Below are 24326 nucleotides of genomic sequence, written 5' to 3'. Positions count from 1 at the left end.
TGTTAATGAATGGCAGAGGGTTAAAGCAAGGGTTCTTCAAGCACGCAACTGTATCGATGCTCGTGCAGGAAATGGGTGGGCGGCAACACCGCGGCACACATCGTTTGCGCATGCCGGCAACGCGGGTGAAAGGCGCAACCAGTAGGCAAATTCAGTGGGCTCGGTGGCTCACCAGGCAAGGGTTCAGTAGGCAAAGGCTTGTGCGGATCGATCTCGGGAATCGCCTGGATCAGCGCAGCCGTGTACGGATGGCGCGGCGTGGTGAAGACCGCCTCCACCGGCCCTTCCTCGACGATCTTGCCCAGGTACATCACCGCCACCCGATCGCACAGGCGGCGCACGATGGCCAGGTCATGGGCGATAAACAGGATCGCCAGGTTCATGCGCTGTTGCAGTTCCAGCAGCAGGTTGATGATCTGGCCCTGGATCGACACATCCAGCGCCGCCACACACTCATCGGCAATGATCAAGCGCGGCTCCACCGCCAGCGCCCGAGCGATGCCGACGCGCTGGCACTGGCCGCCGCTGAGGGCGCCGGGCTTGCGGCTGGCCAGTTCGGGGCGCAGGCCCACCAGTTCGAGCAGTTCATCGACCCGGGCCGGGATCTGCCCTGGCGCGACCTTGCGCTGTACCCGCAGCACTTCGGCGATGGTTTCACCGACGGTGTGGCGCGGATTCAGCGCGGCGTAGGGGTCCTGGAAAATCATCGCGGTTTCATGGCGCAGGCGTGCGATGTCGATGGGGCTGCCATGGGCCATGTCGACGCCATCGAACAGCACCTGCCCGGCGCTGATCGGATTGAGGTGCAAGATCGCTCGGCCCAAGGTGCTCTTGCCGCTGCCGGACTCGCCGACCAAGCCCAGGGTTTGTCCCGCCGCCAGGCTCAGCGAAACCCCGTTCACCGCCCTCACCCACTGCTTGTTCAAGCCGAACAAGCCGGTGCCGGACGCGGCGAATTTCACTTCCAGGTCCTTGATCTGCAACAGACTCATGCCGGCACCCCCAGTGGGTAATGACAGGCGACTCGCGCACCTTCCGGCAGCACTTGCGTGCACAAGGCGCCGACCTGCGGGCAGCGCGGGCTGAAGCGGCAGCCGGCGGGCAACGCATCGAGCAGCGGCGGTTGCCCGGCGATGGTGCGCAACAAGGCGTGACCGCTGCTATGGGCCGGTTGGCAATCAATCAGGCCCGCCGTGTACGGGTGTTGCGGATGGGCCAGCAGTTCGTACTTGCTGCCGTGTTCACACAGGCGCCCGGCGTACATCACCGCGATGGAATCGCAGGTCTGCGCCACCACGCCGAGGTCGTGGGTGATCATGATGAGCGACAGGCCGCGACGGTCGCGCAGGTCCAGCAGCAGCCGCAGGATCTGCGCCTGCACGGTCACATCGAGCGCAGTGGTCGGCTCGTCGGCGATCAGCACTTTCGGGTTGCAGCCCAGGGCCACGGCGATCATCGCGCGTTGGCGCATGCCACCGGAAAACTCGTGGGGGTAGTTGTCGACCCGCGCCTGGGGATCGGGAATGCCGACTTGGCGCAGCACCTCGATGGCTTGCAGGCGTGCGTCTTTTTTCGAGGCACCCTGATGCAGGCGAATGCCCTCGGCGATCTGTTCGCCGATGCGCATCAGCGGGTCGAGGTGGCTGCTCGGGTTCTGGAAGATCATGCCCAGTTGCCCACCGCGCACAGCCCGCATGCCGGCATCGTCCAACGGCAACAAGTCCTGTCCGGCAAGCCGGACGGCGCCGCCCTGCACGCGCAGGTTCGGCGACGGCAACAGGCGCATCAGGCCGCGACAGGCCATGGTCTTGCCCGAACCGCTCTCGCCCACCAGGCCGAGGATTTCGCCTTCGGCCAGCTCAAACGACACGCGATCCACCAGAGTCACATCGCGCCCGGCATTGTTGGCAATCACACTCAGGTCCTGCACCTGCAACAGGCTCATGAACGATCCCCCAACACTTGCGCGACACCATCGGCCAGCAGGCTGAAACCCATGGCCAAGGTGACGATGGCCAGGCCGGGGAACGTACAGATCCACCAGGCGGTGGTGATGAACGCCTGCCCTTCGGCGACCATCGTCCCCCACTCGGCAGTGGGCGGTTGCACACCCAGCCCCAGGTAGCTCACGGCCGCACCGTTGAGCAGCACCAGTACCGCGTCCGACATGGAAAACACAATCGAGCCAAACATCGCATTCGGTAGCAGATGCCGGAACAGAATGCGCCCATGACCAAAGCCCAGGCTCTTGGCGGCCAGGGCAAAATCGCTTTCCTTGAGCACCAGAATCTGCGAGCGGATCAGGCGCGCATACGACACCCAGCCCACAAGCGCCATGGCGATGTAGAAACTCTTCAGGCCCGGCCCGAGGATGGCCATGATCGCCAGCATCAGCACCAGGAACGGAAACGCCAGGATCACGTCGATCACGCGCATGCAGAAGCTGTCGAAGCGCCCGCCGATATAGCCCGACACCGCGCCGACAAAGGTGCCGATCATGAACGGGAAGATCACCCCGACAATCGCCAGTTGCAGATCGATGCGTGCGCCCCAGATCACCCTGGAGAGAATGTCGCGGCCGTAGTTATCGGTGCCGAAAGGATGCGCCCAACTGGGGCCCAACAGGCTGAAATCGGTGTTCTGCGCAATCGGGTCATAGGGCGCGATCCATGGCGCAAGCAACGCCAGGACAAACCACAACAGCAGGATCAACAACCCCCACGCAGCGGTCAGCCGACCATTGCGAAAACCCAAGCGCAGGCGCAAGCGCCAGGGTGCAATCAACGGGCGGCTACTCATTGCATCTTCACCCGTGGGTCGAGGGCCACCGTCACCACGTCGGCGACAAAGTTGACCAGCACCGTCGCACACGCCAGCACCATGGCCACGCCCTGCACCACCATGTAGTCACGGGTGAAAATGCCGCGCACCAGCAATTGGCCGATACCGGGGATGGCGAACAGGCTTTCGATCACCACCGTGCCGCTGATCAGCCAACCGATATTCACCGCCAGCAGGTTGACCGCCGGCACCAGGGAATTGGGCAGTACATGCCGGCGAAATACCGCGGCTTCTGACAGACCCCGTGCCCGAGCGGCGGTGACGTGGTCGGCCTGCAACTCCATCAGCATGCTCGCACGCAGGTTGCGCACCAGCACCGCCGACAGCGCCAGGGCAATGGTCAGGCACGGCAAGACCATATGGTGCGCCTTGTCGAGAAAGGTGCGGCCGTAGCCGGATACCGGGAACAAACCCCACTGCACGCTCAACAACAGAATCAGCATCAAGCCCAGCCAGAACGCCGGCATGCCCAGGCCGACCGTGGTGAACACCCGGATCAGGTTGTCCACCCAACCGCCTTTATTGCGCGCCGCCAGGGTGGCCAGCGGCACCGCGATCAGCAACGCCAGCAGTACGCTGCCAAGCACCAGCACCAGGGTCGGCTCGATGCGGGTGACGATCAGTTTCAAGGCGTCAACCTTGTACAACAGCGACTGGCCGAGATCGCCCTTGAGCAGGTTCTTCAGGAAGTAGAAATATTGCAGCCACAGCGGCTGGTCGAGGCCGTACTGGGCGCGGATCTTCAGCAACGCATCCGGCGTGCTGCGCGAGCCGAGCAAGGCGCGCGCCGGGTCGCCGGGGATCGAGCGCACCAGGATGAAGGTGATCAGGCTGATGCCAAACAGCACCGGCAGCAATTGCAGTGGCCGGGACAGCACAAAACGGTAGCGCGCCAGGTTCATGCGTCAGCCTCGGTGACGCGCGAGGAAGTCGAGCAGCACCGGGAAGTACGCCTGGGGCTCTTCGTAAAACGGCATATGGCTGCTGTTGGGGAATACGTGCAGTTCGGCGTGCTTGACCGCCATCTTCATGCGCATGGCGCAGGCCGGGGTGAGTTCGTCGTGTTGGCCGGTGGTGATCAGTGTCGGCATCTTGAACTCGGCCATTTCGGCGATGCGGTTCCAGTCCTTGAGGTTGCCGACGTAGAGGAATTCGTTGGGGCCTTGCATGGTTTCGTACGGGCCCATGTTCCAGTCGCCGAGGGAGCGCTTGACCGGCTCCGGCCACTCGTCCAGGCGGCACACGTGACGGTAGTTGAGCAGGGTGATTGCGGCCTGATACTGCGGATGATCGAGGGTGCCCATGGCTTCATGGCGCTGCATCATTGCCACGGTTTCGCTACCAAGGGCACCGCGCAGGCGTTCAAGTTCCTGGGACAAGTGCGGAATGTCGCCGACGGTGTTTTCGAGGATCAGGCTTTTCAGCGCATCGGGGTAATGAATGGCGTATTCGATGCCGAGCCAACCGCCCCAGGAGTGCCCGAGCAAATGCACACGCCCCAGGTTCAGGGTTTGGCGGACGGTTTCGACTTCTTCGACATAACGGCCGATTTCCCACAGGGAAACATCGGTGGGTCTGGCTGATGCGCCCGTGCCAAGCTGGTCGAATGCAACCACTCGCAGGTTATGCTCCTTGAGCCAGCCATGGGCGTCGCGCAAATAGTCACACGGCAGGCCCGGGCCACCGTTGAGACACAAGAGCACCTCATCGCCGTCGCCGAAGCTGTAGACCACGAGGTTGTGGCCGTCGACTCTCACGTTGTATTGCTGGTCGGGGGCAATTTCACGCCACATGCATACATTCCTTGTGTGGTATCAGCCTGGCTGGCAGCGGCCGTTGATCAGGCCAACACTACCGAGGTTGCCGTGTGTCCATAACCTAGTATTTCTTATAGGTTTGGCCTGGCAGTCCTTCGCCGGGGCGTGGCATTCTACTTGCCGCAAGTCGAGATTCAAATGAATTCGGGAGCAGAACGGATGCTGGCCAAGCTTACTGCCTTCAATAATCGTCTGATGCCGGGCAGGAGCCTGGACGAACAGATGGACAACACCTTTATCCTCGCCCAACAGTTGGGTTTCGATGCGCTGGTGTACGACTACACCCCGGTGCCCATCGATCACGACGGCGCCTTGATCACCCCCTCGGTGCTGGAGCTGCGCAACACCCCACCAGACTGGCACGCCTTGTGGTGCAGCGAAGGCTTCTACCAGATCGACCCGGTGCAACACCTGGCCTTGAGCACGGTATCGCCGTTTGTCTGGTCCTACGAGGCAAAAGCCCAGACGGCCCTGCAAAAGATCATCGACCCCTGCCATGCTCCCGTTTCGTCCTACCTGCACGAACGCCAACTGACCTGCGGCGTCAGCGTGCCGATCCACCTGCCCCGCGGCGGTTTCGCCTCGTTGACGGGCTTGCGCATCGGCAAGGCGCGCAGCGTACTGGAGGATGCACAGCAGACCCTCGCGGATTTCAGCCTGATTACCCACGCCTTGCAGGAAGCGGCCTACCCGCTGTTCAGCAAAGAGCTACGCACCTACCCGCATATTCACCTGACCAAACGCGAACGCGAGTGCCTGAAATGGGCGGCCGACGGCCTCACTGCGGCCGAAATTGCCACGCAACTGAGCCGTTCGCTGGCCGTTGTGACCCTGCACCTGGCCTCGGCGATGCATAAACTGGGGGCCAAGAACCGCGTGCAAGCGGTGGTCCGTGCCACCCATTACCGGCTCCTGGAAGATTGACCAGAGAGTAAAACCTAGCTGTTTTGCTAGTTACCTAAATTTGGCGTGCCGACTATCGTGTCCCTGATCCTTTTTTTCACGAGCAGGGTACGAAATGGAATTCATCGAAAAAATCCGCGAAGGGTATGCGGCGTTTGGCGCCTACCAGACTTGGTACCGTGTTACCGGCGACCTGACCACCGGCCGCACGCCGCTGGTGATCATCCACGGCGGCCCCGGTTGCACCCACGACTACGTAGACGCCTTCAAGGATGTCGCGGCCAGCGGCCATGCCGTGATCCACTACGATCAACTCGGCAACGGCCGCTCCACCCACTTGCCGGATAAAGACCCGTCGTTCTGGACCGTCGAGTTGTTCCTCGACGAACTCGACAACCTGCTCGACCACCTGAACATCAGCGACAACTACGCAATCCTCGGCCAGTCCTGGGGCGGAATGCTCGGCAGTGAACATGCGATCCGCCAACCCAAAGGCCTGCGCGCGTTTATCCCAGCCAACTCGCCGACGTGCATGCGCACCTGGGTCAGCGAAGCCAACCGCCTGCGCAAGCTGTTGCCCGAAGGCGTGCACGAAACCTTGCTCAAGCACGAAGCCGCCGGCACCTACCAAGACCCGGAATACCTCGCCGCCTCGCGGATTTTCTATGACCAGCACGTGTGCCGGGTCAACCCGTGGCCGGAAGAAGTGGCGCGCACCTTTGCCCAAGTCGACTCAGACCCCACGGTGTACCACGCCATGAGCGGCCCGACCGAATTCCACGTGATCGGCAGCTTGAAGGACTGGAAGTCGATTGGCCGGTTGTCGGCGATCCAGGTGCCAACCCTGGTGATCTCCGGCCGGCACGACGAGGCCACGCCATTGGTGGTCAAGCCGTTCCTGGATGAGATCGCGGACGTGCGCTGGGCACTGTTTGAAGACTCCAGCCACATGCCCCATGTGGAAGAACGCCAAGCGTGCATGGGGACTGTGGTGAAGTTTTTGGATGACGCCTGCTCTGTAAAACACCAAGCGCTGAAGACGGGCTGAATTCCACATGTGTGTGCGGGCTTGCCCGCACACATTTTTATACCTCGGTAGCCTCGGGCATGGCCGTGCGCTTCTGCACCTGCGCCACCAACGGGATTTCCTTGCCTTCGGCATCAAACAATTTCCCGCCCCGGAAGTAATCCCCATCACGCAACGCCGCCACATCTTGGAAGCACAAGCTGCGTTCCGTCCCCGCCACGAACACCGATTGCTGATCCGAATTACCCGCCGTGAAGTGGTTGAACGCCAGGTTCAACAGGATCGCCATGATCGCCGACGAGCTGATCCCCGAATGGAAGATGGTCGCGAACCAACTCGGGAAATGATCGTAGAAGCTCGGCGCGGCAATCGGGATCATGCCGAAACCGATGGAAGTGGCGACGATGATCAGGTTCATGTTGTTGCGGTAGTCAACCTTCGACAGCGTGCGGATCCCGCTCGCCGCCACGGTGCCGAACAGCACAATCCCGGCCCCGCCGAGTACTGAAGTGGGCACCGCCGCAATCACTCGGCCCATGAACGGCAGCAGGCCGAGGATCACCAGGAACAACCCGCCCGTGGCCACCACAAAGCGGCTCTTGACCCCGGTAACCGCCACCAGGCCGACGTTCTGCGCAAAGGCGCTCTGGGTGAACGAGCCAAAGATCGGCGCAAACATGCTCGACAGCATGTCGGCGCGCAAGCCGTTGCCCAGGCGCTTGGAGTCGACCTTGGTGTCGATGATCTCGCCGACCGCAAGGATGTCCGCCGAGGTCTCCACCAGCGTCACCATCACCACGATGCACATGGAAATGATCGCGGCCACATGGAAGGTTGGCATGCCGAAATGGAATGGCGTAGGAAAACCGAACATCGGCCCCTGGGTCACGCCGGAGAAGTCGGCCATGCCCAGGAACACCGCGATCACGGTGCCGATCACCATCGCCAGCAGGATCGACAGACGGGAAATGGTCGCGCTGCCGATCTTGCTCAACAACAGCACCAGCACCAGGGTCAGTGCCGCCAGGCCGATATTCGACATGCTGCCAAAGTCCGCCGCACGGCTATTGCCGCCCATGGCCCAGCGCGCCGCAACGGGCATCAGCGTCAGGCCGATGGTGGTGATGACGATGCCGGTCACCAACGGCGGGAAGAACTTGGTAATTCGCGAAAACACCGGGGTAATCAGCAACCCGATGAACGACGCGGCCATCACTGCCCCGAGAATCGCTGGCACCCCGCCGGCGCCGTCGCTGCCAACGATTGCCACCATGGTTGCCACACCGGCAAACGACACGCCCTGCACCAGCGGCAACTGACAACCAAAGAACGGTAAACCCAGGGTTTGCAACAGCGTGGCCAGGCCACCGGCAAACAGCGACGCGGCGATCAACAAGCCGATGTCCGCCGGCGACAGCCCGGCCGCCTGGCCGACGATCAACGGCACGGCAACGATGCCGCCGTACATGGTGAGGACATGCTGCAGGCCGTAAGCCATGTTGGCGGCGACGCCGAGATTTTCATCTTCAGGCCGCTGCGGTGAAGCCTTCGGGATAGTCATGGTGAGGGGATCTCTGTTTTTGTTGTGCAATCACTGTATGCAAAGGAAACAGAGGATGTCCATAGAGTTGTATACAATCAATTTCACAACAAGCTGGTAATCGCCGTTACAAAAATCCATTCAGCCGCCCTGCCCCTTGGCTCGAACACCTGCGCAAAAGGACCTGAAAAAAAATGCTCAACCGCAAACTGCGCATCCACGCCCCGGCCATCTACTACTTCGACATGGTGCGACGCTGTCACTCGATCCGCGAAGCCGCGCGGCGCCTGAACGTGGCGTCGTCGGCGGTGAACCGGCAGATCCTCAAGCTGGAGGACGAGATGGGCGCAACGTTGTTCGAGCGTTTGCCCGGCGGCCTGCGCGTGACGGCGGCGGGCGAGATCCTGACGCGCCACATCAGCTTGCTGCTGCAGGATGTGGAACGGGTGCGCGGCGAACTGGATGGCTTGCATGGTGTGCAGACCGGCCACGTGGAGATCGCCACGGTGGAAGGTGCCGCCGTCGAACTGCTGCCCACCGCACTCAAGCGCATGCGCGAGCGCTATCCGAAGGTCACGATTGGCGTCACGGTGCAGGGTTCGCAGTCGATCCCCAGCGCGGTGATCAACGGCCAGGCGGATCTGGGGCTGGCATTTGCCCTACCCCGCAGTGGCGAAATCACCCAGCTGTGTGTCGGCCATTTCCGCTTGGGTGCACTCATGGCACCGGCGCACGCGTTGGCGGGTGAAAGCTGCGTCAGCTACGGGCAGTGTTGCGAACACGGAGTGATCCAGGCCAAGAGCGAGCTGTCGGTGCACCACCTGATCGCGCCGCTGCACAAACGCGCGGCACCAGGCAAAGCCCTGCTGCACAGCAACTCGATGGAACTGGCCCGGCAACTGGCACGCCAGCAATTGGGCATCGCCTTCCAGACCCGTATCGGCATCGAGGCCGACCTGGCGCGCGGCGAACTGCTGCATATCCCGTTGAGTGACCAGGGTGGCATCTTCAGCGATTTGGGCGTGTATGCACGCAAGGACCGCGACCTGCCGGTGGCCGTGCAGGCGCTGGCGCATTTGTTGGGCGAAGAAATCGCCCTGCGCGAACGCGACGAAACCGGCGCAGCGCCACGTATTTCCTGACTTCTCGGGCAACCCGGCTGCTGCCGTTTCGGCATCGGCCCAGGCGAGATTCTGTTCTTTGGTGCGCGCCAGCCTTGTGTCGATACTGCGCCCGGCGGCCCCTGCAAGGCCGCCATGAGCCAAACGCCAAAGGAACTAAAACAATGAAAAAGGCACTGCACGGCGCAACCGTATTACTCGCACTCCTCGGCGGCGGGGAGGCTGTCGCGGTGGAATGGATGAACAACAGCGTAGGATTCCGCTACGGCCAACAGTTCACCAATCCGAACAACCCCGACGAATTCAGCAAGCGCATCTACAGCTTCACCCACGCCAGCGGCTACGCGTACGGCAGCAACTTTCTGAACCTGGATGTGTTCCTCTCCGACAGCAGCGACCCACGCAAGGGTACTGACCATGGCGGCAGCGAGGTGTATGCGGTGTACCGCCACCAACTGTATGCCTCACGGGTATTTGATGTGCCGCTGGGCACCGGCCTGATCAAGGATTACGCGCTGACCCTGGGCTTCGATGCCAACCGCAACAACAACTTCGCCTCGGCGAAAAAACGTGCGGTGGTGATTGGCCCGACCTTGAAGTTCAACACCGTCGGTGTGCTGGACCTGAGCCTTTTGTACTACAAGGAAAAGAACCATACCGGCATCCCTGGCGCGCGGGAGTCGAACCACACCTTCGACGACACCTACATGCTCAATCTGACCTGGATGCGCCCGTTCGAAATCGCCAACCATGCGGCGAAATTCCAGGGTTTCATCAACTACGTCGGCGAGAAAGGCGAGGACTACCACGGCCGCGACACCGCGCCGGAAGCGCTGATGCGCAGCGCGTTGATGGTGGCGGTGCGCCCGGGTAAAAGCGTGAAGCCGAACCTGTATCTCGGCGTGGGTTATGAGTATTGGCACAACAAATTTGGTGTGGACGGCGGCCGGGGCAGTCGTACTTCAACGCCGACGGTGAATATGGAAATCACCTTTTAGCCTACCGCCAGGCAACTGAAGAAACCGGATCAAAATGTGTGGGCTTGCTCGCGAATGCGGTGTATCAGTTGGAACAGCATTGACTGATCTACCGCATTCGCGAGCAAGCCCGCTCCCACATTTTTTCATCGAATTTTCAGGTCAAACGTTCGCCAGTTCGCCATTGTCAGCCTTCGGCCGCGCCCGCCAATAACCCAACACCGCCAACGGCGCGGTCGCCAACATCACGATGACGGTAATCAACAGCGGCTGATCGATCAGCGAGGACACCAGCAAGCTGCTGAGAAAGCACAGCCCCAGTTGCAGGGTGTTTTGCAGGGCGGCCGCCTTGCCGGAGTTTTCGGCAAATGGCATCAGTGCATTCGCCACCACGATGGGGTAACTGGCACCGTTGACCAACGCCATCAGGCAGAACGGAATCAACAACGTGGTGAGAGTCGGCACGCTCAACGTCGCCACCAGGTACAACGCCAACATGCTGATGCAATACGCCACCAGCAACCAGGGCAACAGCGTCTTGCCCTGGAAACGCTGCAAGGCGCTGCGGCAGCTATAACCGCCGACCAGAAACGCCAACGTGGGCAACACGTAGCTCAGGCCAATATCGTTCGGGCTGTAGCCCATGTCGCCAAGGATGAAGGGGGAAGCCGTCAGCCAGGCGAAGAAGCTGGCAGAGCAGGCAGCGAAGATCATTACGTTGCCGGTAAACACGCGGGAACCGAGCAACTGGCCATAACCGAGGCGCACGGGTTCGCTTTCTTGCGTCCGACGTTTCGGCACAGTGCGCAGGAACAATGTCGGCAATAACAGCAGCAGCGACACACCGAGCAATACCCCGAAGATCGCCTGCCAACCCAAATGGTTCAACACCATCGCCCCCAGCAACGGCGCCAGGGCCGGCGACAGAGACATCAACGGCATGATGCTGGCGAACACGCGATGAGCCTTGTCGGCCGGATAACGGTCAATCACCAGCGCCTGCCAGCTCACGGCGGCGGAACACACGCCAATCGCCTGGATAAAGCGCAGCGCCAGCAACTGCGCCGCCGTCTCGACCCAGAACATACCCGCGCAACCCAGCACAAACAGGCTCAAGCCCGCGAGCAGGATCGGCTTGCGCCCCAGGCGGTCGGACAACGGCCCCCATACCAACTGCCCCAGCGCGAAACCGCCAAGGAAAATACTCAAGCTGGCGCCCACCGCCCCCGCGCCAATCTGCAACTGCGCGCCCATGGCGCCGAACGCCGGCAAGTACATGTCCATGGCGAGGTAACCGAGCATGCTCAGCCCCGCCAGATACCAAGTGAAACCAAAAGAATTTTTCATCGAAACCTTGTTGATCCTGCCATCAAACTATTTGCTGACTGGCGCCTATTATGAAGCTGACAGTTCCTGTGTGAAGCGATAATAATTGGATACTCTTATCAATAATTTTGAAGGCAGCCTTCATGTGGTCCGAATACTCCCTGGATGTAGTCGATGCGGTGGCCCGGCATGGCAGCTTCAGCGCTGCGGCGCAGGAATTGAACCGCGTGCCGTCGGCCATCAGCTATACGGTGCGTCAGATAGAGGAGTGGTTGGCCGTGCCGTTGTTTGTGCGGCGCCACCGTGATGTCGAGCTGACTGCGGCCGGCCGACTGTTCGTCGACGAAACCCGTGGGGTCATGAAAAAAATGCTCGGCACCCGGCGCATGTGCCAGCAGGTGGCCAACGGTTGGAGCGGCCAGTTGAAAGTCGCGGTGGATTCCATCGTCAAACCCCAGCGTTGTCGGCAATTGGTGCTGGATTTCTATCGCCAATTTCCCGAGGTGGAACTGCTGCTGGAATACGAGGTGTACAACGGCGTGTGGGATGCCCTGGCGGACGAACGCACCGACATCGTGATCGGCGCCACCAGTGCGGTGCCCGTGGCCAGCCATTTCACTTTTCGCGACATGGGGCTGTTGAATTGGCTGTGCGTGGTCAGTGCACAGCATCCGCTGGCGGCGGTAGAAGGCCTGCTCAGTGACGATCAACTGCGGCCCTTCGCCTCGCTGTGCATGACCGATACCTCGCGCAATCTGCCCAAGCGCGACACCTGGACCCTGGATAATCAGCGGCGGCTGGTGGTGCCGAATTGGCCGTCGGCAATTGACTGCCTGCGCGACGGCCTGTGTATCGGCATGGCGCCGGCGCATCAGGTATCGCCATGGATCGAGCGCGGCGAGTTGGTGGCGCTGCAACTGACCCGGCCGTTTCCGGCCAGCCCGTCGTGCGTGGCCTGGGCGCCGAACAAACTGTCGCCGGCGATGGCGTGGTTGTTGGAATACCTCGGAGACACCGAGACCCTGAACCAGGAATGGCTCAATGGGCCCACACTCGCCCTGTGATCAATTCAGTAGGCGGGTGATGGCTCGCACGATCATCTCGACCTCTTTCGCCTCCAGCGTCAGCGGCGGCAGCAAACGGATGACCTTGCCCCGCGTCACGTTGATCAACAGGCCATGCTCCTGGGCTGCACGCTGGGCCAGGTCGCGGTAAGGGCTGGCCAGTTCGATACCGATCATCAGGCCCTGCCCGCGAATCGCCAACACTTGCGGATGCTCGCTCAATTCCACGCGCAGCCGCGCCAGCAAACGTTCGCCCTGTTGCGCGGCGTTCTGCAGCAAGCCTTGCTCCTCAATAATCTCCAGCACGGTGCAGCCCACGCGGCAGGCCAGCGGGTTGCCACCAAATGTGCTGCCGTGGCTGCCGGGCGTGAACAGTTGCGCCACCGCCGTGCGCGCCAGGCAGGCACCAATCGGCACGCCATTGCCGAGGCCTTTGGCCAGGGTCATCACATCCGGCACGATACCTTCATGCTGGAAGGCAAACCAACGCCCCGTGCGGCCAATGCCGGTCTGGATTTCGTCGAGCATCAGCAGCCAACCGTGGCGCGTACAGTGATCGCGCAGGGCTTGCAGGTAACCCGGCGGTGCAGGCAGCACGCCACTTTCACCTTGGATGGGTTCCAACAGTACCGCCGCGATACGCGTGCCGAACGTTTGGGTGATGGCTTCTATCGCCGCCAGGTCCCCAAAAGCCACCTTGAGAAAATCCCCTGGCAAACGCTGGAAGCCCAGGCGTACCGATGGCCCATCGCTGGCGGCCATGGTGCCAAGGGTACGGCCGTGGAAAGCGTTTTCCATGACTACCACCAGAGGCTCTTCGATGCCTTTTTTCCAGCCATGCAAACGCGCCAGCTTCAACGCCGTCTCGTTGGCTTCGGCCCCCGAGTTGTTGAAGAACGCGCGGTCCAAGCCGGACAGTCGGGTCAGGCGCTGGGCCAGCTGTTGCTGCCAGTCGATGCTGTAGAGGTTGGAAGTGTGCAGCAGCAAACCCGCCTGTTCGCTGATGGCTGTCACCAATTTTGGATGGGAATGCCCGACGTTGGTCACGGCCACGCCCGCCACCGCGTCCAGGTATTCGCGGCCCTGTTGGTCCCATAGGCGCGTGCCCAGGCCGCGGGTAAAGCTCAGGGCCAAGGGTTGATAAGTGCTCATCAGGCAGGCGGCGGTCATGGTGTCAGGCTCCAGTGCTTCATTGTGATGCCAACAGTATCGTTAGCCACCTGAGCTGGATAAACTGCGCTTTCCTGCAATAACTTTAAACCAGGGATTGATAATGGACCTGTTCCAGGCGATGTCGGTTTACGTGAAAGTAGTGGAAGCCGGCAGCATGACCGCCGCCGCCCAGGCCTGCGGGATGTCGACCACCATGGTCGGCAATCACCTGCGCGCCCTGGAGCAACGCCTGGGCGTCAGCCTGCTCAAGCGCACCACTCGCAAACAGAGCCTCACGGAATTCGGCGGGCAGTATTACCAGCGTTGCCTGGAAGTGCTGGGACTGGTGGCCGACTCCGAACAACTCGCCGAACAAGCCCACAGTGATGTACCCAAAGGCACCTTGCGCATCACCGCCCCACCCGCCTTCGGCACCGAGCGCCTGGCCCCGGCCTTGAGCGAATTTTCCCAACGCTACCCGCTGATCAAGCTGTATGTGGTGCTCAGCAATCAACGCATGGACATGGTCGACAGCGGCTTCGACGTGGCCATCCGCCTGGGCGAACTGGAACCCTCAAGCCTGATCGCCCGGCCGATGCAGGATTACACCATCACCCTCTGCGCCTCACCGGGCTACCTGGCGCGACGTGGCACACCACAGACTCCCGAAGACTTGCAGCAACATGACTGCCTGGCGTTCGCCTACCCGTCCACCGACGATTGGCGCAACGCCGACAAGCTGTGGCGCATGAGCGGCGCGGCAGGCGAAGTGGAAATCCCGGTGTCCGGCTCGCTGACCATCAACAGCTCCCAGGCCTTGCGCCAGGCAGCCGTGCAAGGCATGGGCATCGTCATGCTGCCCGATGCCCTGGTGCGGCCCGACTTGCAGGAGGGAAAACTGGTGGCTTTGCTGACGGCCTACCAACTGCCCAGTCGCCCCATGCATTTGCTGTACGGCCAGGACCGTTACCGCCTGCCCAAACTGCGAGCATTCGTCGATTTCGCCATGGAAAAGTGGGCGCGCTAGAAGCCCACTCCCAACTCACGCAACCGCGCAGCGGTGTGCTCGGCCGACACATGGTGAATGCCTTGCCAACCGAGGGCGACGGCGGCGCCAATATTGCCGGCGACATCATCGATAAACACGACTTCAGCGGGCTGAATATCCGGCAAGTGCGCGCGGACCTGGCCAAGGCTTGCCTGATAGATCGCCGCATCGGGCTTGATCAGTTTCAATTCGCCTGACACGACGATGTCGCGAAAGCACTGCAGGAACGGGTAGTTGGCCCGCGCATAGGGAAAGGTCTCGGCAGACCAGTTGGTCAGCCCGAACAACGGCATGCTGGCCTGGTGCAATGCCTTGAGGATCGCCACGCCTTCGGGCAAGGAGCCACGCAGCATCTCGTGCCAACGCTCGTAATAGGCCTGGATCAGGCGTTCATGCTGGGGAAATTGCTCGATCAGGCTGCGGGTGCCGTCCGCCAGGCTGCGACCGGCGTCCTGCTCGGTGTTCCAGGCTTGGGTGCAGATGTTGTCGAGGAACCATTGCCGTTCGTGGTCATCGGCAATCAGCTTGCGGTACAGGTGGTGCGGGTTCCAATCGAACAGGACACCGCCAAAATCAAAAACTACTGCACGAATAGCCATGCCCACCTCCGTTAGTGCGATACGCCAGTCTCCCATGCGCATGGCACGCCCCGGCAAGCAAACATGCGTACGACTGTTCTGATAATTTCACGACACATGAACAGAATACAGAGCTATGCCCCTTGTATTACGGCCTTGAACACTTCCTCTGCGCTTCTTTTTCACATCATTAGTAACACTCACTTCTCCCAACAAAATAACGGCTGCTCTAGTGTTTCCTGCGTAACCGAAGGAGCGCTTTGGGCTGGAAGGGAACATCCAACGTCCCGGCGAACACGAAGTGGAGCAATTCAATGACCGGTTTACTCACCTCAGCTATTTCACCTTCTGCGCTCAGCTTGAACACCTTGCAACACACCCTACCCCATCAACCGGCTGGCCCCCTCCAAGACATGAATGATCCGATATACGCGGCATTCGAACGTGTCCGAGGAAAGACCGGAATAGCCCCGAGCCACCTTGTGCCCTTGCAGAGGATTGCGGCGCAGACCAACTCCATCATCGGCGTACGCCCCGTGGAAGCGGTCGCTACCGGATTGATTGAGAACGGGCATCCCACCAAGGACTATCATATCAAGGGAAAAAGCGCCAACTGGGGGCCGCAAGCGGGCCTGATCTGCAAGGACCAGGCCTTCAGCAAGCTTGAAAAGTTCAACGTCTGCGAACCCGAAAAGGTTGCGCGAGCCAATAGACAAGTCGAGGAATGCATAAAGGACACGCATGCGGTTGCGATCCCCTTGAAGCTCTCACGCAACCGCCTCGGCGAGTTGATACAACTCGGTCAGATCACTCAGCTGGCCGTGAACGAGCAGGACGGCACGCTGCGTTTCAACGCCAGAGCGCCAAGCCAGGAGGTGTATGCATTCGAAGGCAAGCGCACAGCGCCAACGGAAGACAGCTATACCATTACCCATAAGGACAAACCCGTCGAAGTCCTGGCCAAATCCGAAACAGGCAAGGCGTTGACAGCCGACTATGACCTGCACATGGTCGCGCCCCACCTCAGCGATTTCGGAGCACAGGATAAGATCCCGGTGCCCGATATTGCGCACAGTGTTTTCACGCAGAGAATTGATCGCTACAGACAGCGACAACCAGACCCGTCGGTGTTCGAGGTGCCCGAAGCGTTACGCGCAGACTATGAAGACACCGAACATTTCTATCGAAAGGAAAACTTCGACCTGGGCAACGCCACACAGCGAATAACGGACATGATAAAGCTGATCAATCACCAGTTGGTCGGTGATGGAGAGCGGGTGGTTCACCACAATGCGGACTCTGGCAGCCCTGCGACGGACGTTGCCGCCAATTACCCGGCAACGTTCTTCCTGCCGACCCGGCTAGGGCGATTTGACGAAATCTGCATCATCAACGACCGCAAAGAGATGGCGGAACTGATAAGAACAGCCAAGGACAGCGGCTATCACGTGCCCCTGAATCCACTTTGGGAAAGCGAAGTGAACAGTATCAAGCGCTCTGGCTTCGTCCAGGCCCAAGAACGGTTGGCGTCAGCCTTTGGCCAAGGCTGACGCTGTGAGGCGCAAACAAGACAGCAGCCTCATGACGCGGCGATTGAGGCTGCTGTTGTCGACCCCGACACCTATTTATGCAGAGACAAGACCATTGATTTTCACGGTCGGATTCACATCAGCGTCGTAGTCCACGCCCTCGACCTCGAAGCCGAACAAGCGCAGGAATTCAGCCTTGTAGCCGGCGAAATCGCTGATCTCGTCGACGTTGTCATCGGTCACCTGATCCCACAATGCTGCCACGGCGTCCTGGACCTTCGGCTCCAACTCGGCCAGGTCGGCACGCAGGCGGCCGTCGGCGTCGAGTTTCGGCTGGCTGCCGTACAGGCTGTCCTTGAACAGGCCGTAGACCTGCTCGATGCAACCTTCGTGGGTGCCCTGCTCTTTCATCACTTTGAACAGCAGCGACAGGTACAGCGGCATGATCGGGATTGCCGAGCTGGCCTGGGTAACCACGGCCTTGAGCACGGACACGCGGGCATCGCCCTTCAGCGCAGCAAGGTTGTCGCGCAGGGTCAGGACTTTCTTGTCGAGGTCTTTCTTGGCTTCGCCGATGGAGCCGTTCCAGTAGATGTCCTGGGTCAGCTTTTCACCGAGGTAGGTGAACGCGGTGGTCTTGGCGCCTTCGGCCAGAACGTCGGCGTCACGCAGGGCGTCGATCCACAGCTGCCAGTCTTCACCGCCCATCACTTTGACGGTGCCGGCGATTTCTTCCTGGGTCGCAGGCTCAAGGGTGGTATCGACCACCACGCCCTTGTCGGTGTTGATACCCCGCAGGGTCACAGCCTTGCCGATCGGCTTGAGGGTGGAGTTGTACACTTCACCGGTTTTTGGATCGGTGCGGCGTGGTGCAGCCAGGCTGTAGACCACCAGGTCGATCTTGCCCAGGTCTTTCTTGATGGTCTCGATGGTCAGGCGCTTGATCTCGTCGGAGAACGCGTCGCCGTTGATGCTCTTGGCGTACAGGCCTTTCTCGACGGCAAACTTTTCGAATGCAGCGCTGTTGTACCAACCGGCGGAGCTGAGCTTGCCTTCTTCGCCCTCTTTCTCAAAAAACACGCCCAGGGTGTCGGCGCCGCAGCCAAACGCAGCACTGATGCGCGCGGCCAGGCCGTAGCCGGTGGAAGCGCCGAGGACCAGCACCTTCTTGGGGCCGCCTTCGATGGCGCCGTGTTGGGTCACGTAGTCGATCTGTTCCTTGACGTTCGCTTCACAGCCAACAGGGTGAGCGGTCACACAGATAAAGCCACGAACCCGCGGTTTGATGATCATAAAATTTCTGCCTCTTCCAAGGGGTCGATGGCCAGTGGTGGCCATTCAACTTCAATCGTACCGGTCTATGACGTCCGAAAAACCGAAGCGTCACGATAGTCGCAAATCTTCTGTTTACAAAATCCAATCGGTAAAACCCATATCCGGTGAAAAACTGTGTAAAGCCTTCACAATTTTGCAATATTTAAAACGACTCTGCGGCACCGGACGCCTTATCATGGCGCGATTGTTTCAACATGTTTCAAACCCCACCACTCGCGGCCACGGATACGGACCTGTCGAATGGCGTCCTGCCGGAGCTGAGCTGCATGAACACGTCTGCCCTACGCAAAAAAGCAGTGTCGATCGCCTGGATACTCGGCGTTTTGCTGATCATTTGCCTGTTCCCCCTGACCACCGCGGTGTTTCTTGGCCTGGTACTGGTCTGTGGGATCTACGACTTCCTGCGCAATGGGCTGTATGACGCCCCCACCATCAAGAAATACTTTATCGGCAGCGGCCGCAACACCTGGCTGCTGGCGCCGTTCAACACGCTGTTCGACCTGTTGAGCTCGCGCAATCGCCACGTTTATACGATGCACGACCTGCCGCCCGCCTGGCGCGAAGACTTGCAGCAAGTGATCGATGAGGCCATGGCCCACAAGGGTGAAATCATCGGTTACCTGGATGAACGCATGGCCGAGAAAAAACGCGGCATGTTGTTTTTCCAGTGGTACGGACGCCCTATCGAAACCACGCTGGACATCCCGAAACTGCGGGAAAAGCTGCCATTCGTGAAGACCATCGGCGTATCGGTATTCAACGAAAACCGTTCGACCTCCTTTCACTTCGGCCCGCTGCGCATGATGTTTCGTGTGCTTTACAACATGGCACCTGCTCCCCATCACGAGGGCGTGTACATCCAGGTGGGCCAGCACAAACATTACTGGCACGACGATCCACTGTTTATTTTCGATGACACGTTGATGCACGCATCCTTCAATAAAAACGACGCCAAGCGCTACTGCCTGTTTATCGACATCGTGCGACCAACGCCGCTGCCTTCGGTGCTCAAGGCCGTGATCGCGGGGTTTGCCGGGATGGTCTTTACCCTGCGTCGGGTTTTCTACAAAAACTGGAAGCTGATTCAGTAAGTTCTGCGGCATGATGGTGCGGGACGGTGTTTGCACTCGGCCTTGGGCCTGAGGTAAATATCCGTCTCGTGCGACCGAGTTCGGCGCCCATTCTTCTCTAGCCATCGCAGCCCATGGGGGTGCGATGGCTGCGCTTTCAAGGAATCAGAATGCCCCAACGTCAAGTCATCAATGCCTCCGTCAGCCCCAAGGGCAGCCTCGAAACCCTGTCCCAACGTGAAGTGCAACAACTGAGCGAAGCCGGCACCGGCAGTATCTACACCCTGTTCCGCCAGTGCGCCCTGGCGATCCTCAACACCGGCGCGCATATCGACAACGCCAAGACCATCCTCGACGCCTACAAAGATTTTGAAGTGCGCATCCACCAGCAGGACCGCGGCGTGCGCCTGGAACTGCTGAACGCGCCAGCCGACGCGTTCGTCGATGGCGAAATGATCGCCAGCACCCGCGAAATGCTGTTCAGCGCTCTGCGCGACATCGTCTACACCGAGAACGAGCTGGACAGCCAGCGCATCGACCTTAGCAACTCCCAGGGCATCACCGACTACGTGTTCCACCTGTTGCGCAACGCCCGTACGCTGCGCCCCGGTGTCGAGCCTAAGATCGTGGTGTGCTGGGGCGGGCACTCGATCAACACCGAAGAATACAAATACACCAAGAAAGTCGGCCACGAACTGGGGCTGCGCAGCCTGGATGTGTGCACCGGCTGCGGCCCGGGCGTGATGAAAGGTCCGATGAAAGGCGCGACCATTTCCCACGCCAAACAACGGATTACCGGCGGGCGCTACCTGGGCCTGACCGAGCCGGGCATCATTGCGGCGGAAGCGCCGAATCCGATCGTCAACGAACTGGTGATCCTGCCGGATATCGAAAAACGTCTGGAAGCTTTCGTGCGTGTCGGCCACGGCATCATCATCTTCCCGGGCGGCGCCGGGACGGCCGAAGAGTTCCTGTACCTGCTGGGCATCCTGATGCACCCGGACAACAAGGACTTGCCGTTTCCGGTCATCCTCACCGGGCCGAAACACGCCGCGCCATACCTGCAGCAACTGCACGCGTTCGTCGGTGCAACCCTTGGCGAAGCGGCGCAGGCGCACTACCAGATCATCATCGACGACCCGGCCGAAGTGGCCCGCCAGATGACGGCCGGGCTCAAGGCAGTGAAACAGTTCCGTCGCGAGCGCAACGACGCGTTTCACTTCAACTGGCTGCTGAAGATCGATGAAGGTTTCCAGCGCCCCTTCGACCCGACCCACGCCAACATGGCCAGCCTGCAACTGAGCCATGCGCTGCCGCCCCATGAGTTGGCGGCCAACCTGCGCCGCGCGTTCTCGGGCATTGTGGCGGGCAACGTCAAGGACAAAGGCATCCGCCTGATCGAAGAGAACGGCCCGTACGAGATCCACGGCGATGCGGCGATCATGAAACCGCTGGACGAGCTGTTGCAGGCATTCGTCGCCCAGCACCGCATGAAGTTGCCGGGCGGCGCGGCGTATGTGCCGTGTTACCGCGTGGTGCAATAACGCCATCAGTTGGTCATACGTTGTAGCGCTTTGGCCCCGTTGCTGGGCGTGCTGATGCGGTGAATCGGACCAGGGTTCAGTTATTCCGATTCACCCACTGCACGAGGCGCAACCTATGGACCAACGGATCTTGTCCTCCATAATTCCTTACCCTAACGTAAGGAATATCACCATGGAGATTCTCACTATGGCAACCGCCACACTTACCTCAAAAGGGCAAATCACTATTCCCGTTCAGGTCAGGACCGCCCTGGGCCTGGAAACAGGCGACCGCGTGGAATTTGTCGAAATGGAAGACGGCCAGTTCTCGCTGATTGCGGCGAGCAAAACCGTGCGTGACCTCAAGGGCCTGATCCGCAAACCCGCCAAGCCCGTGTCCCTTGACGACATGAGCCGCGCCATCGCGGCGCAAGGGGCAAAAGCGCGATGATCGGCCTGGATACCAATGTGCTGGTGCGCTATGTCACCCAGGATGACCCTGTGCAATCGCCCAAGGCATCCGCGCTGATCGAATCGCTCACCACCCTGTCGCCGGGCTTTGTCAGCCTGGTGTCGGTAGTTGAACTGGTGTGGGTTCTGCAAAGTTGCTACCAATGCCTCAAGCAGGAGGTGGTGACGGTGCTGGAAACGCTTTTGCGCACCCGTGAAATCACCATCGAGCATGCCGAGATCATCTGGCAGGCACTGCGCCGCTTCAGCGCGAACAAAGCCGATTTTGCCGACTGCCTGATCGAACGCTGCGGCCACGCGGCGGGGTGCGAGTACACGGCCACCTTTGACATTGAAACGGCCAAGGCACCTGGCATGAAACGACTGGGCTGAACCGTAGTGTTGCGACGACATTGAGGCTTTGGTAAAAATCCCGTTCAACCTTGATCGAGAGAAAGACCCACGTGCGTACGCTTCTTCTCGCAATCCTGAGCATTGCATCGCCCTTGGCCAGCGCCAACACCATCATCTGGCCCGACCTCCCGCAAACCTGCTTTGTCAGTGGCCGCTCCGCCACCAGTGCGGACGTCGATACGGGTTGTGCGGCGTTTCTGATCAATGTGAAAGGTGAAGCGGCGGGTACGCCGATCAAGCTGGATATTCCGCAGTACGCCATGCATGTCGACGAAACCACCGGCAAGGAAACGCCGGTGATCATCATCCAGGCGGAAGAGAACGGCGAGATCAAGGCGGTGGGTTACAAGGAACTGGGCACCGATCAGCTCGGTGCCGCGCTATTGCGGGAAGTTCGGCTGCTGGGTATCAAGAAGCCGAGCTAGCCTGGGGCTCAACGCACCCAGCCACCACCCTGCCAGTGGTAACCATCACTACGTTGCACCCAATGCGGATGCACGTAGCGATACCCCTCGCGCACCGGCTCCCAATGGCCGTGAACCGCAACGTAACGCCCACCCGCCCAACGCCAGTAACCGCGCGACCATACGTAGCCATAACGGACTGGCGGCTCGACTTCGATCACCTGCACGGGCGGCGGCTGCGGGGCAATCACCTCGACGTATTCACGCTGAACCGGCCTGCGTTCATGCACGACACGCTCTTGCACACACCCGGATGCCGCGACGACCACCGCCGCCAATGCCGCATAACGTAGCAACATACAAACCCCTCGGGCGTCATCGCCCTACACCTGCACCGACAAAATCCCCCCTTGCTGCAGCCACGCTCCTGCTTGGCCTGGAGTATTTTTAACAGGTAGTGTCTGTCGGGTTGCTGAACCCATCGCCGCCGAAACGCTGCAACACAGCCTCGACAAATCGCCGCAGCTTGGCCGTGCGCTGGCGGTTGGCGGTATAGACCAGATGCATCGGCCGACTTGGCGCATCGAAGTCAGGCAGTACCCGGACCAACTCGCCCTTGGCCAACGCCACACGCAAGAAATCTTCCGGGCCGAGGACGATACCAAAACCATCCAGCGCAGCCGACATCAGGGCCCTGCTTTCGTTGATCCGCAAACGACTGGCAACCGGCACGGTGTAAGACGTCGCGCCCTGGTGAAAAACCCACTCGCGATCCGCCGGGCGAGACCAAAAGGCGTAGCCCAGGCATTCGTGGTGCTCAAGGTCTGCCGGTGTCAGCGGTAGACCTCTCGCTGCCAGGTAAGCGGGCGCCGCGCAAACCACCAGACGATAAGGCGCAAGTGGTCGCGCGGTGAGGCCGGTGGTCGCGAGGGGACCAATGCGAAATGCCACCTCGTAACCCTCCTCCACCAGATCGACGAATCGGTCGGTCAGGTGCAGGTCGATTTCCACATCCGGGTGGTCGCGTAGAAATTGGGTGATCAAGGGCATCAGGCTGTAGGAACCAAACGTCACCGGCGCAGTGACTTTCAGCTTGCCACGCGGCGTGTCGTTCATGATCTGCGCCAGCGAGTCGGCGGCATCAGCCTCCGTCAGAATATGTTTGCAACGCTCGTAGTACGCACTGCCCAACTCCGTCAGGCTTTGCCGCCGCGTGGTGCGATTGAGCAGGCGGGCACCGAGACGTTGCTCGAGTGCCGCGACGTGTTTGGCGACCATCTGTGCCGACATGTTCAAGCGCTCGGCCGCACGGGCATAGGAGCCTGATTCGGCAGCCATCACGAAAGCATTCATGCTTGAAAGACGGTCCATCATTCCCTACTCCCAGTAACAACAGCAACACCAGAACGATCATTTATCACCAAATGGTTGCCAATCATCATAACCACTCCCGCAATCCACTGGAGCAAGGACATGAACATTGGCGTTATTGGAGCAGGATTCATCGGGCGCGCCGTTGCCCAGTTGGCCCTGGCTGCCGGGCATGAGGTGATGTTGAGCAACTCCCGTGGCCCACAAACCATGAGCAGCGTGCTCAGCGGCATACCCGGTGTTCAAGTCGGCCGCGCGGAAGACGCGGCCAAGTTCGGCGAACTGGTGCTCATAGCGATTCCCCTGGAGCACTATCGCGCCGTGCTCCCGCAATGGCTGGAAGGCAAGACGGTGATGGATGCCAACAATTACTATCCGCAGCGCGACGGGCACATCCCAGTGCTGGACCGTTTTGAAACCACCACCAGCCGGCTGCTCGCCGACCATCTGCCACACGCGCACGTAGTGAAGGTGTTCAATGCGATCTTTGCGCCGGAGCTGACCCAGGATGCGCGCCCTCACGGCGCCACCGACCGCCGTGCGCTGCCAGTGGCTGCGGATGATGCAGCGGCAAATGCGCAAGTGATCCGATTGCTTGATGAGTTGGGTTTCGACGCGGTGGATGCCGGTGGGCTGGATGAAAGCTGGCGATTTGAGCGGGCCAAACCGGCCTATTGTGTCCGGTTGGACCAGCACGCCTTGAAGGCGGCGCTGGCCGCAGCCGAGCGAACGGTGGAATTGCCTGCAGTCGAGCGGGTTCGCACCCACGGGTAACCTGCGCACAAAAAAAACCGCTGACCGTTGCCGGTTCAGCGGGCTTTTTTGTTTCAGCGTGG

The 24326-nt window shown here is 60.5% G+C and carries 25 protein-coding genes; 13 read left to right on the top strand and 12 right to left on the bottom strand.

Annotation, left to right across the window (positions count from 1 at the left end):
• Nucleotides 1-20: 20 nt before the first annotated feature.
• Genes AC3ISR_RS08360 through AC3ISR_RS08340 form a run of 5 tightly spaced genes read right to left on the bottom strand, consistent with a single transcriptional unit; the run spans nt 21 to nt 4634 of the window.
• A complete protein-coding gene (locus tag AC3ISR_RS08360) occupies nt 21-992 on the bottom strand; it encodes an ABC transporter ATP-binding protein (RefSeq protein WP_192298678.1) in 972 nt (323 codons plus the stop codon).
• Complete coding sequence (locus tag AC3ISR_RS08355) at nt 989-1945, bottom strand: ABC transporter ATP-binding protein (RefSeq protein WP_192298677.1); 957 nt, start codon at nt 1943-1945, stop codon at nt 989-991. Before AC3ISR_RS08355 ends, AC3ISR_RS08360 begins: the two co-directional genes overlap by 4 nt.
• Nucleotides 1942-2799 carry an ABC transporter permease gene (locus AC3ISR_RS08350; RefSeq protein WP_305392280.1) on the bottom strand — a complete coding sequence of 286 codons (858 nt, stop codon included), beginning with the start codon at nt 2797-2799 and terminating at the stop codon, nt 1942-1944. Before AC3ISR_RS08350 ends, AC3ISR_RS08355 begins: the two co-directional genes overlap by 4 nt.
• Nucleotides 2796-3743, bottom strand: a complete 948-nt coding sequence (locus tag AC3ISR_RS08345) for an ABC transporter permease (protein WP_192298675.1) — start codon at nt 3741-3743, stop codon at nt 2796-2798. Before AC3ISR_RS08345 ends, AC3ISR_RS08350 begins: the two co-directional genes overlap by 4 nt.
• A gap of 3 nt (nt 3744-3746) precedes the next feature.
• Nucleotides 3747-4634: a proline iminopeptidase-family hydrolase gene (locus AC3ISR_RS08340; RefSeq protein ID WP_192298674.1), complete on the bottom strand. Its 888-nt coding sequence runs from the start codon at nt 4632-4634 to the stop codon at nt 3747-3749.
• A 183-nt stretch (nt 4635-4817) separates the two neighbouring features.
• On the opposite strand from AC3ISR_RS08340, the gene AC3ISR_RS08335 reads away from it, so the two are divergent.
• Together AC3ISR_RS08335 and AC3ISR_RS08330 are read left to right on the top strand one after the other, a co-directional pair.
• The gene (locus AC3ISR_RS08335; RefSeq protein ID WP_192298673.1) at nt 4818-5582 is read left to right on the top strand and encodes a LuxR family transcriptional regulator; all 765 of its coding nucleotides are present in this window, start codon (nt 4818-4820) and stop codon (nt 5580-5582) included.
• Nucleotides 5583-5676: 94 nt separating this feature from the next.
• Complete coding sequence (locus tag AC3ISR_RS08330) at nt 5677-6609, top strand: proline iminopeptidase-family hydrolase (RefSeq protein ID WP_192298672.1); 933 nt, start codon at nt 5677-5679, stop codon at nt 6607-6609.
• A 37-nt stretch (nt 6610-6646) separates the two neighbouring features.
• Here AC3ISR_RS08330 and AC3ISR_RS08325 read toward each other — a convergent pair whose 3' ends face one another.
• On the bottom strand, nt 6647-8149 hold the full coding sequence (locus AC3ISR_RS08325; protein ID WP_226455349.1) for a nucleobase:cation symporter-2 family protein: 1503 nt from the start codon (nt 8147-8149) through the stop codon (nt 6647-6649).
• A 173-nt stretch (nt 8150-8322) separates the two neighbouring features.
• Between AC3ISR_RS08325 and AC3ISR_RS08320 the strand changes: the two genes are divergently transcribed.
• Both AC3ISR_RS08320 and AC3ISR_RS08315 read left to right on the top strand, forming a co-directional pair.
• The gene (locus AC3ISR_RS08320; RefSeq protein ID WP_463984341.1) at nt 8323-9270 is read left to right on the top strand and encodes a LysR family transcriptional regulator; all 948 of its coding nucleotides are present in this window, start codon (nt 8323-8325) and stop codon (nt 9268-9270) included.
• A 143-nt stretch (nt 9271-9413) separates the two neighbouring features.
• On the top strand, nt 9414-10247 hold the full coding sequence (locus tag AC3ISR_RS08315) for a nucleoside-binding protein (protein ID WP_192298669.1): 834 nt from the start codon (nt 9414-9416) through the stop codon (nt 10245-10247).
• Nucleotides 10248-10388: 141 nt separating this feature from the next.
• Here the strand turns inward: AC3ISR_RS08315 and punC are convergent, their stop codons facing one another.
• Nucleotides 10389-11573, bottom strand: a complete 1185-nt coding sequence (gene punC, locus AC3ISR_RS08310) for a purine nucleoside transporter PunC (RefSeq protein WP_489324685.1) — start codon at nt 11571-11573, stop codon at nt 10389-10391.
• A gap of 122 nt (nt 11574-11695) precedes the next feature.
• Here punC and punR point away from each other — a divergent pair, with 122 nt between their 5' ends.
• Nucleotides 11696-12616: a DNA-binding transcriptional activator PunR gene (punR, locus tag AC3ISR_RS08305; RefSeq protein WP_192298667.1), complete on the top strand. Its 921-nt coding sequence runs from the start codon at nt 11696-11698 to the stop codon at nt 12614-12616.
• Here punR and AC3ISR_RS08300 read toward each other — a convergent pair whose 3' ends face one another.
• Nucleotides 12617-13786 carry an aspartate aminotransferase family protein gene (locus tag AC3ISR_RS08300; RefSeq protein ID WP_192298666.1) on the bottom strand — a complete coding sequence of 390 codons (1170 nt, stop codon included), beginning with the start codon at nt 13784-13786 and terminating at the stop codon, nt 12617-12619.
• Between the two features lie 103 nt (nt 13787-13889).
• On the opposite strand from AC3ISR_RS08300, the gene AC3ISR_RS08295 reads away from it, so the two are divergent.
• On the top strand, nt 13890-14795 hold the full coding sequence (locus tag AC3ISR_RS08295) for a LysR family transcriptional regulator (protein WP_463984338.1): 906 nt from the start codon (nt 13890-13892) through the stop codon (nt 14793-14795).
• Here the strand turns inward: AC3ISR_RS08295 and AC3ISR_RS08290 are convergent.
• Nucleotides 14792-15415 (bottom strand): HAD family hydrolase, encoded by a 624-nt coding sequence (locus tag AC3ISR_RS08290; protein WP_463984337.1) that lies wholly within the window; start codon nt 15413-15415, stop codon nt 14792-14794. The two genes, AC3ISR_RS08295 and AC3ISR_RS08290, sit on opposite strands and share 4 nt — an antisense overlap.
• Before the next feature lie 293 nt (nt 15416-15708).
• On the opposite strand from AC3ISR_RS08290, the gene AC3ISR_RS08285 reads away from it, so the two are divergent.
• The gene (locus AC3ISR_RS08285; RefSeq protein ID WP_489324684.1) at nt 15709-16944 is read left to right on the top strand and encodes an anthrax toxin-like adenylyl cyclase domain-containing protein; all 1236 of its coding nucleotides are present in this window, start codon (nt 15709-15711) and stop codon (nt 16942-16944) included.
• Between the two features lie 75 nt (nt 16945-17019).
• Here the strand turns inward: AC3ISR_RS08285 and fabV are convergent, their stop codons facing one another.
• Nucleotides 17020-18216 (bottom strand): enoyl-ACP reductase FabV, encoded by a 1197-nt coding sequence (gene fabV, locus AC3ISR_RS08280; RefSeq protein ID WP_192298662.1) that lies wholly within the window; start codon nt 18214-18216, stop codon nt 17020-17022.
• Between the two features lie 308 nt (nt 18217-18524).
• Here fabV and AC3ISR_RS08275 point away from each other — a divergent pair, with 308 nt between their 5' ends.
• The 5 genes from AC3ISR_RS08275 (at nt 18525) to AC3ISR_RS08255 (ending at nt 22140) form a co-directional block, all read left to right on the top strand.
• Nucleotides 18525-19349 (top strand): aspartyl/asparaginyl beta-hydroxylase domain-containing protein, encoded by an 825-nt coding sequence (locus AC3ISR_RS08275; protein ID WP_192298661.1) that lies wholly within the window; start codon nt 18525-18527, stop codon nt 19347-19349.
• A gap of 149 nt (nt 19350-19498) precedes the next feature.
• On the top strand, nt 19499-20872 hold the full coding sequence (gene ppnN, locus AC3ISR_RS08270) for a nucleotide 5'-monophosphate nucleosidase PpnN (RefSeq protein WP_226455340.1): 1374 nt from the start codon (nt 19499-19501) through the stop codon (nt 20870-20872).
• Between the two features lie 172 nt (nt 20873-21044).
• On the top strand, nt 21045-21302 hold the full coding sequence (locus AC3ISR_RS08265; protein WP_192298659.1) for an AbrB/MazE/SpoVT family DNA-binding domain-containing protein: 258 nt from the start codon (nt 21045-21047) through the stop codon (nt 21300-21302).
• A complete protein-coding gene (locus tag AC3ISR_RS08260; protein ID WP_192298658.1) occupies nt 21299-21694 on the top strand; it encodes a type II toxin-antitoxin system VapC family toxin in 396 nt (131 codons plus the stop codon). The genes AC3ISR_RS08265 and AC3ISR_RS08260 overlap by 4 nt, the downstream gene beginning before the upstream one ends.
• Before the next feature lie 71 nt (nt 21695-21765).
• Nucleotides 21766-22140 carry a hypothetical protein gene (locus tag AC3ISR_RS08255; protein WP_192298657.1) on the top strand — a complete coding sequence of 125 codons (375 nt, stop codon included), beginning with the start codon at nt 21766-21768 and terminating at the stop codon, nt 22138-22140.
• 8 nt (nt 22141-22148) lie between these two features.
• Here AC3ISR_RS08255 and AC3ISR_RS08250 read toward each other — a convergent pair whose 3' ends face one another.
• Nucleotides 22149-22478: a hypothetical protein gene (locus AC3ISR_RS08250; protein ID WP_226455338.1), complete on the bottom strand. Its 330-nt coding sequence runs from the start codon at nt 22476-22478 to the stop codon at nt 22149-22151.
• Between the two features lie 88 nt (nt 22479-22566).
• On the bottom strand, nt 22567-23493 hold the full coding sequence (locus AC3ISR_RS08245; protein WP_192298655.1) for a LysR family transcriptional regulator: 927 nt from the start codon (nt 23491-23493) through the stop codon (nt 22567-22569).
• A 99-nt stretch (nt 23494-23592) separates the two neighbouring features.
• On the opposite strand from AC3ISR_RS08245, the gene AC3ISR_RS08240 reads away from it, so the two are divergent.
• A complete protein-coding gene (locus tag AC3ISR_RS08240) occupies nt 23593-24264 on the top strand; it encodes an NADPH-dependent F420 reductase (RefSeq protein ID WP_489324683.1) in 672 nt (223 codons plus the stop codon).
• Nucleotides 24265-24326: the final 62 nt, after the last annotated feature.

It is taken from the genome of Pseudomonas sp. GL_117 (genome assembly GCF_057835125.1).
This window is presented reverse-complemented; position numbering and strand designations above follow the sequence as displayed.

Coding starts and splice junctions, on each gene's coding strand:
- AC3ISR_RS08360 (WP_192298678.1), bottom strand. CDS start 992: ATGAGTCTGTTGCAGATCAAGGACCTGGAAGTGAAATTCGCCGCGTCC.
- AC3ISR_RS08355 (WP_192298677.1), bottom strand. CDS start 1,945: ATGAGCCTGTTGCAGGTGCAGGACCTGAGTGTGATTGCCAACAATGCC.
- AC3ISR_RS08350 (WP_305392280.1), bottom strand. CDS start 2,799: ATGAGTAGCCGCCCGTTGATTGCACCCTGGCGCTTGCGCCTGCGCTTG.
- AC3ISR_RS08345 (WP_192298675.1), bottom strand. CDS start 3,743: ATGAACCTGGCGCGCTACCGTTTTGTGCTGTCCCGGCCACTGCAATTG.
- AC3ISR_RS08340 (WP_192298674.1), bottom strand. CDS start 4,634: ATGTGGCGTGAAATTGCCCCCGACCAGCAATACAACGTGAGAGTCGAC.
- AC3ISR_RS08335 (WP_192298673.1), top strand. CDS start 4,818: ATGCTGGCCAAGCTTACTGCCTTCAATAATCGTCTGATGCCGGGCAGG.
- AC3ISR_RS08330 (WP_192298672.1), top strand. CDS start 5,677: ATGGAATTCATCGAAAAAATCCGCGAAGGGTATGCGGCGTTTGGCGCC.
- AC3ISR_RS08325 (WP_226455349.1), bottom strand. CDS start 8,149: ATGACTATCCCGAAGGCTTCACCGCAGCGGCCTGAAGATGAAAATCTC.
- AC3ISR_RS08320 (WP_463984341.1), top strand. CDS start 8,323: ATGCTCAACCGCAAACTGCGCATCCACGCCCCGGCCATCTACTACTTC.
- AC3ISR_RS08315 (WP_192298669.1), top strand. CDS start 9,414: ATGAAAAAGGCACTGCACGGCGCAACCGTATTACTCGCACTCCTCGGC.
- punC (WP_489324685.1), bottom strand. CDS start 11,573: ATGAAAAATTCTTTTGGTTTCACTTGGTATCTGGCGGGGCTGAGCATG.
- punR (WP_192298667.1), top strand. CDS start 11,696: ATGTGGTCCGAATACTCCCTGGATGTAGTCGATGCGGTGGCCCGGCAT.
- AC3ISR_RS08300 (WP_192298666.1), bottom strand. CDS start 13,786: ATGACCGCCGCCTGCCTGATGAGCACTTATCAACCCTTGGCCCTGAGC.
- AC3ISR_RS08295 (WP_463984338.1), top strand. CDS start 13,890: ATGGACCTGTTCCAGGCGATGTCGGTTTACGTGAAAGTAGTGGAAGCC.
- AC3ISR_RS08290 (WP_463984337.1), bottom strand. CDS start 15,415: ATGGCTATTCGTGCAGTAGTTTTTGATTTTGGCGGTGTCCTGTTCGAT.
- AC3ISR_RS08285 (WP_489324684.1), top strand. CDS start 15,709: ATGACCGGTTTACTCACCTCAGCTATTTCACCTTCTGCGCTCAGCTTG.
- fabV (WP_192298662.1), bottom strand. CDS start 18,216: ATGATCATCAAACCGCGGGTTCGTGGCTTTATCTGTGTGACCGCTCAC.
- AC3ISR_RS08275 (WP_192298661.1), top strand. CDS start 18,525: ATGAACACGTCTGCCCTACGCAAAAAAGCAGTGTCGATCGCCTGGATA.
- ppnN (WP_226455340.1), top strand. CDS start 19,499: ATGCCCCAACGTCAAGTCATCAATGCCTCCGTCAGCCCCAAGGGCAGC.
- AC3ISR_RS08265 (WP_192298659.1), top strand. CDS start 21,045: ATGGAGATTCTCACTATGGCAACCGCCACACTTACCTCAAAAGGGCAA.
- AC3ISR_RS08260 (WP_192298658.1), top strand. CDS start 21,299: ATGATCGGCCTGGATACCAATGTGCTGGTGCGCTATGTCACCCAGGAT.
- AC3ISR_RS08250 (WP_226455338.1), bottom strand. CDS start 22,478: ATGTTGCTACGTTATGCGGCATTGGCGGCGGTGGTCGTCGCGGCATCC.
- AC3ISR_RS08245 (WP_192298655.1), bottom strand. CDS start 23,493: ATGATGGACCGTCTTTCAAGCATGAATGCTTTCGTGATGGCTGCCGAA.
- AC3ISR_RS08240 (WP_489324683.1), top strand. CDS start 23,593: ATGAACATTGGCGTTATTGGAGCAGGATTCATCGGGCGCGCCGTTGCC.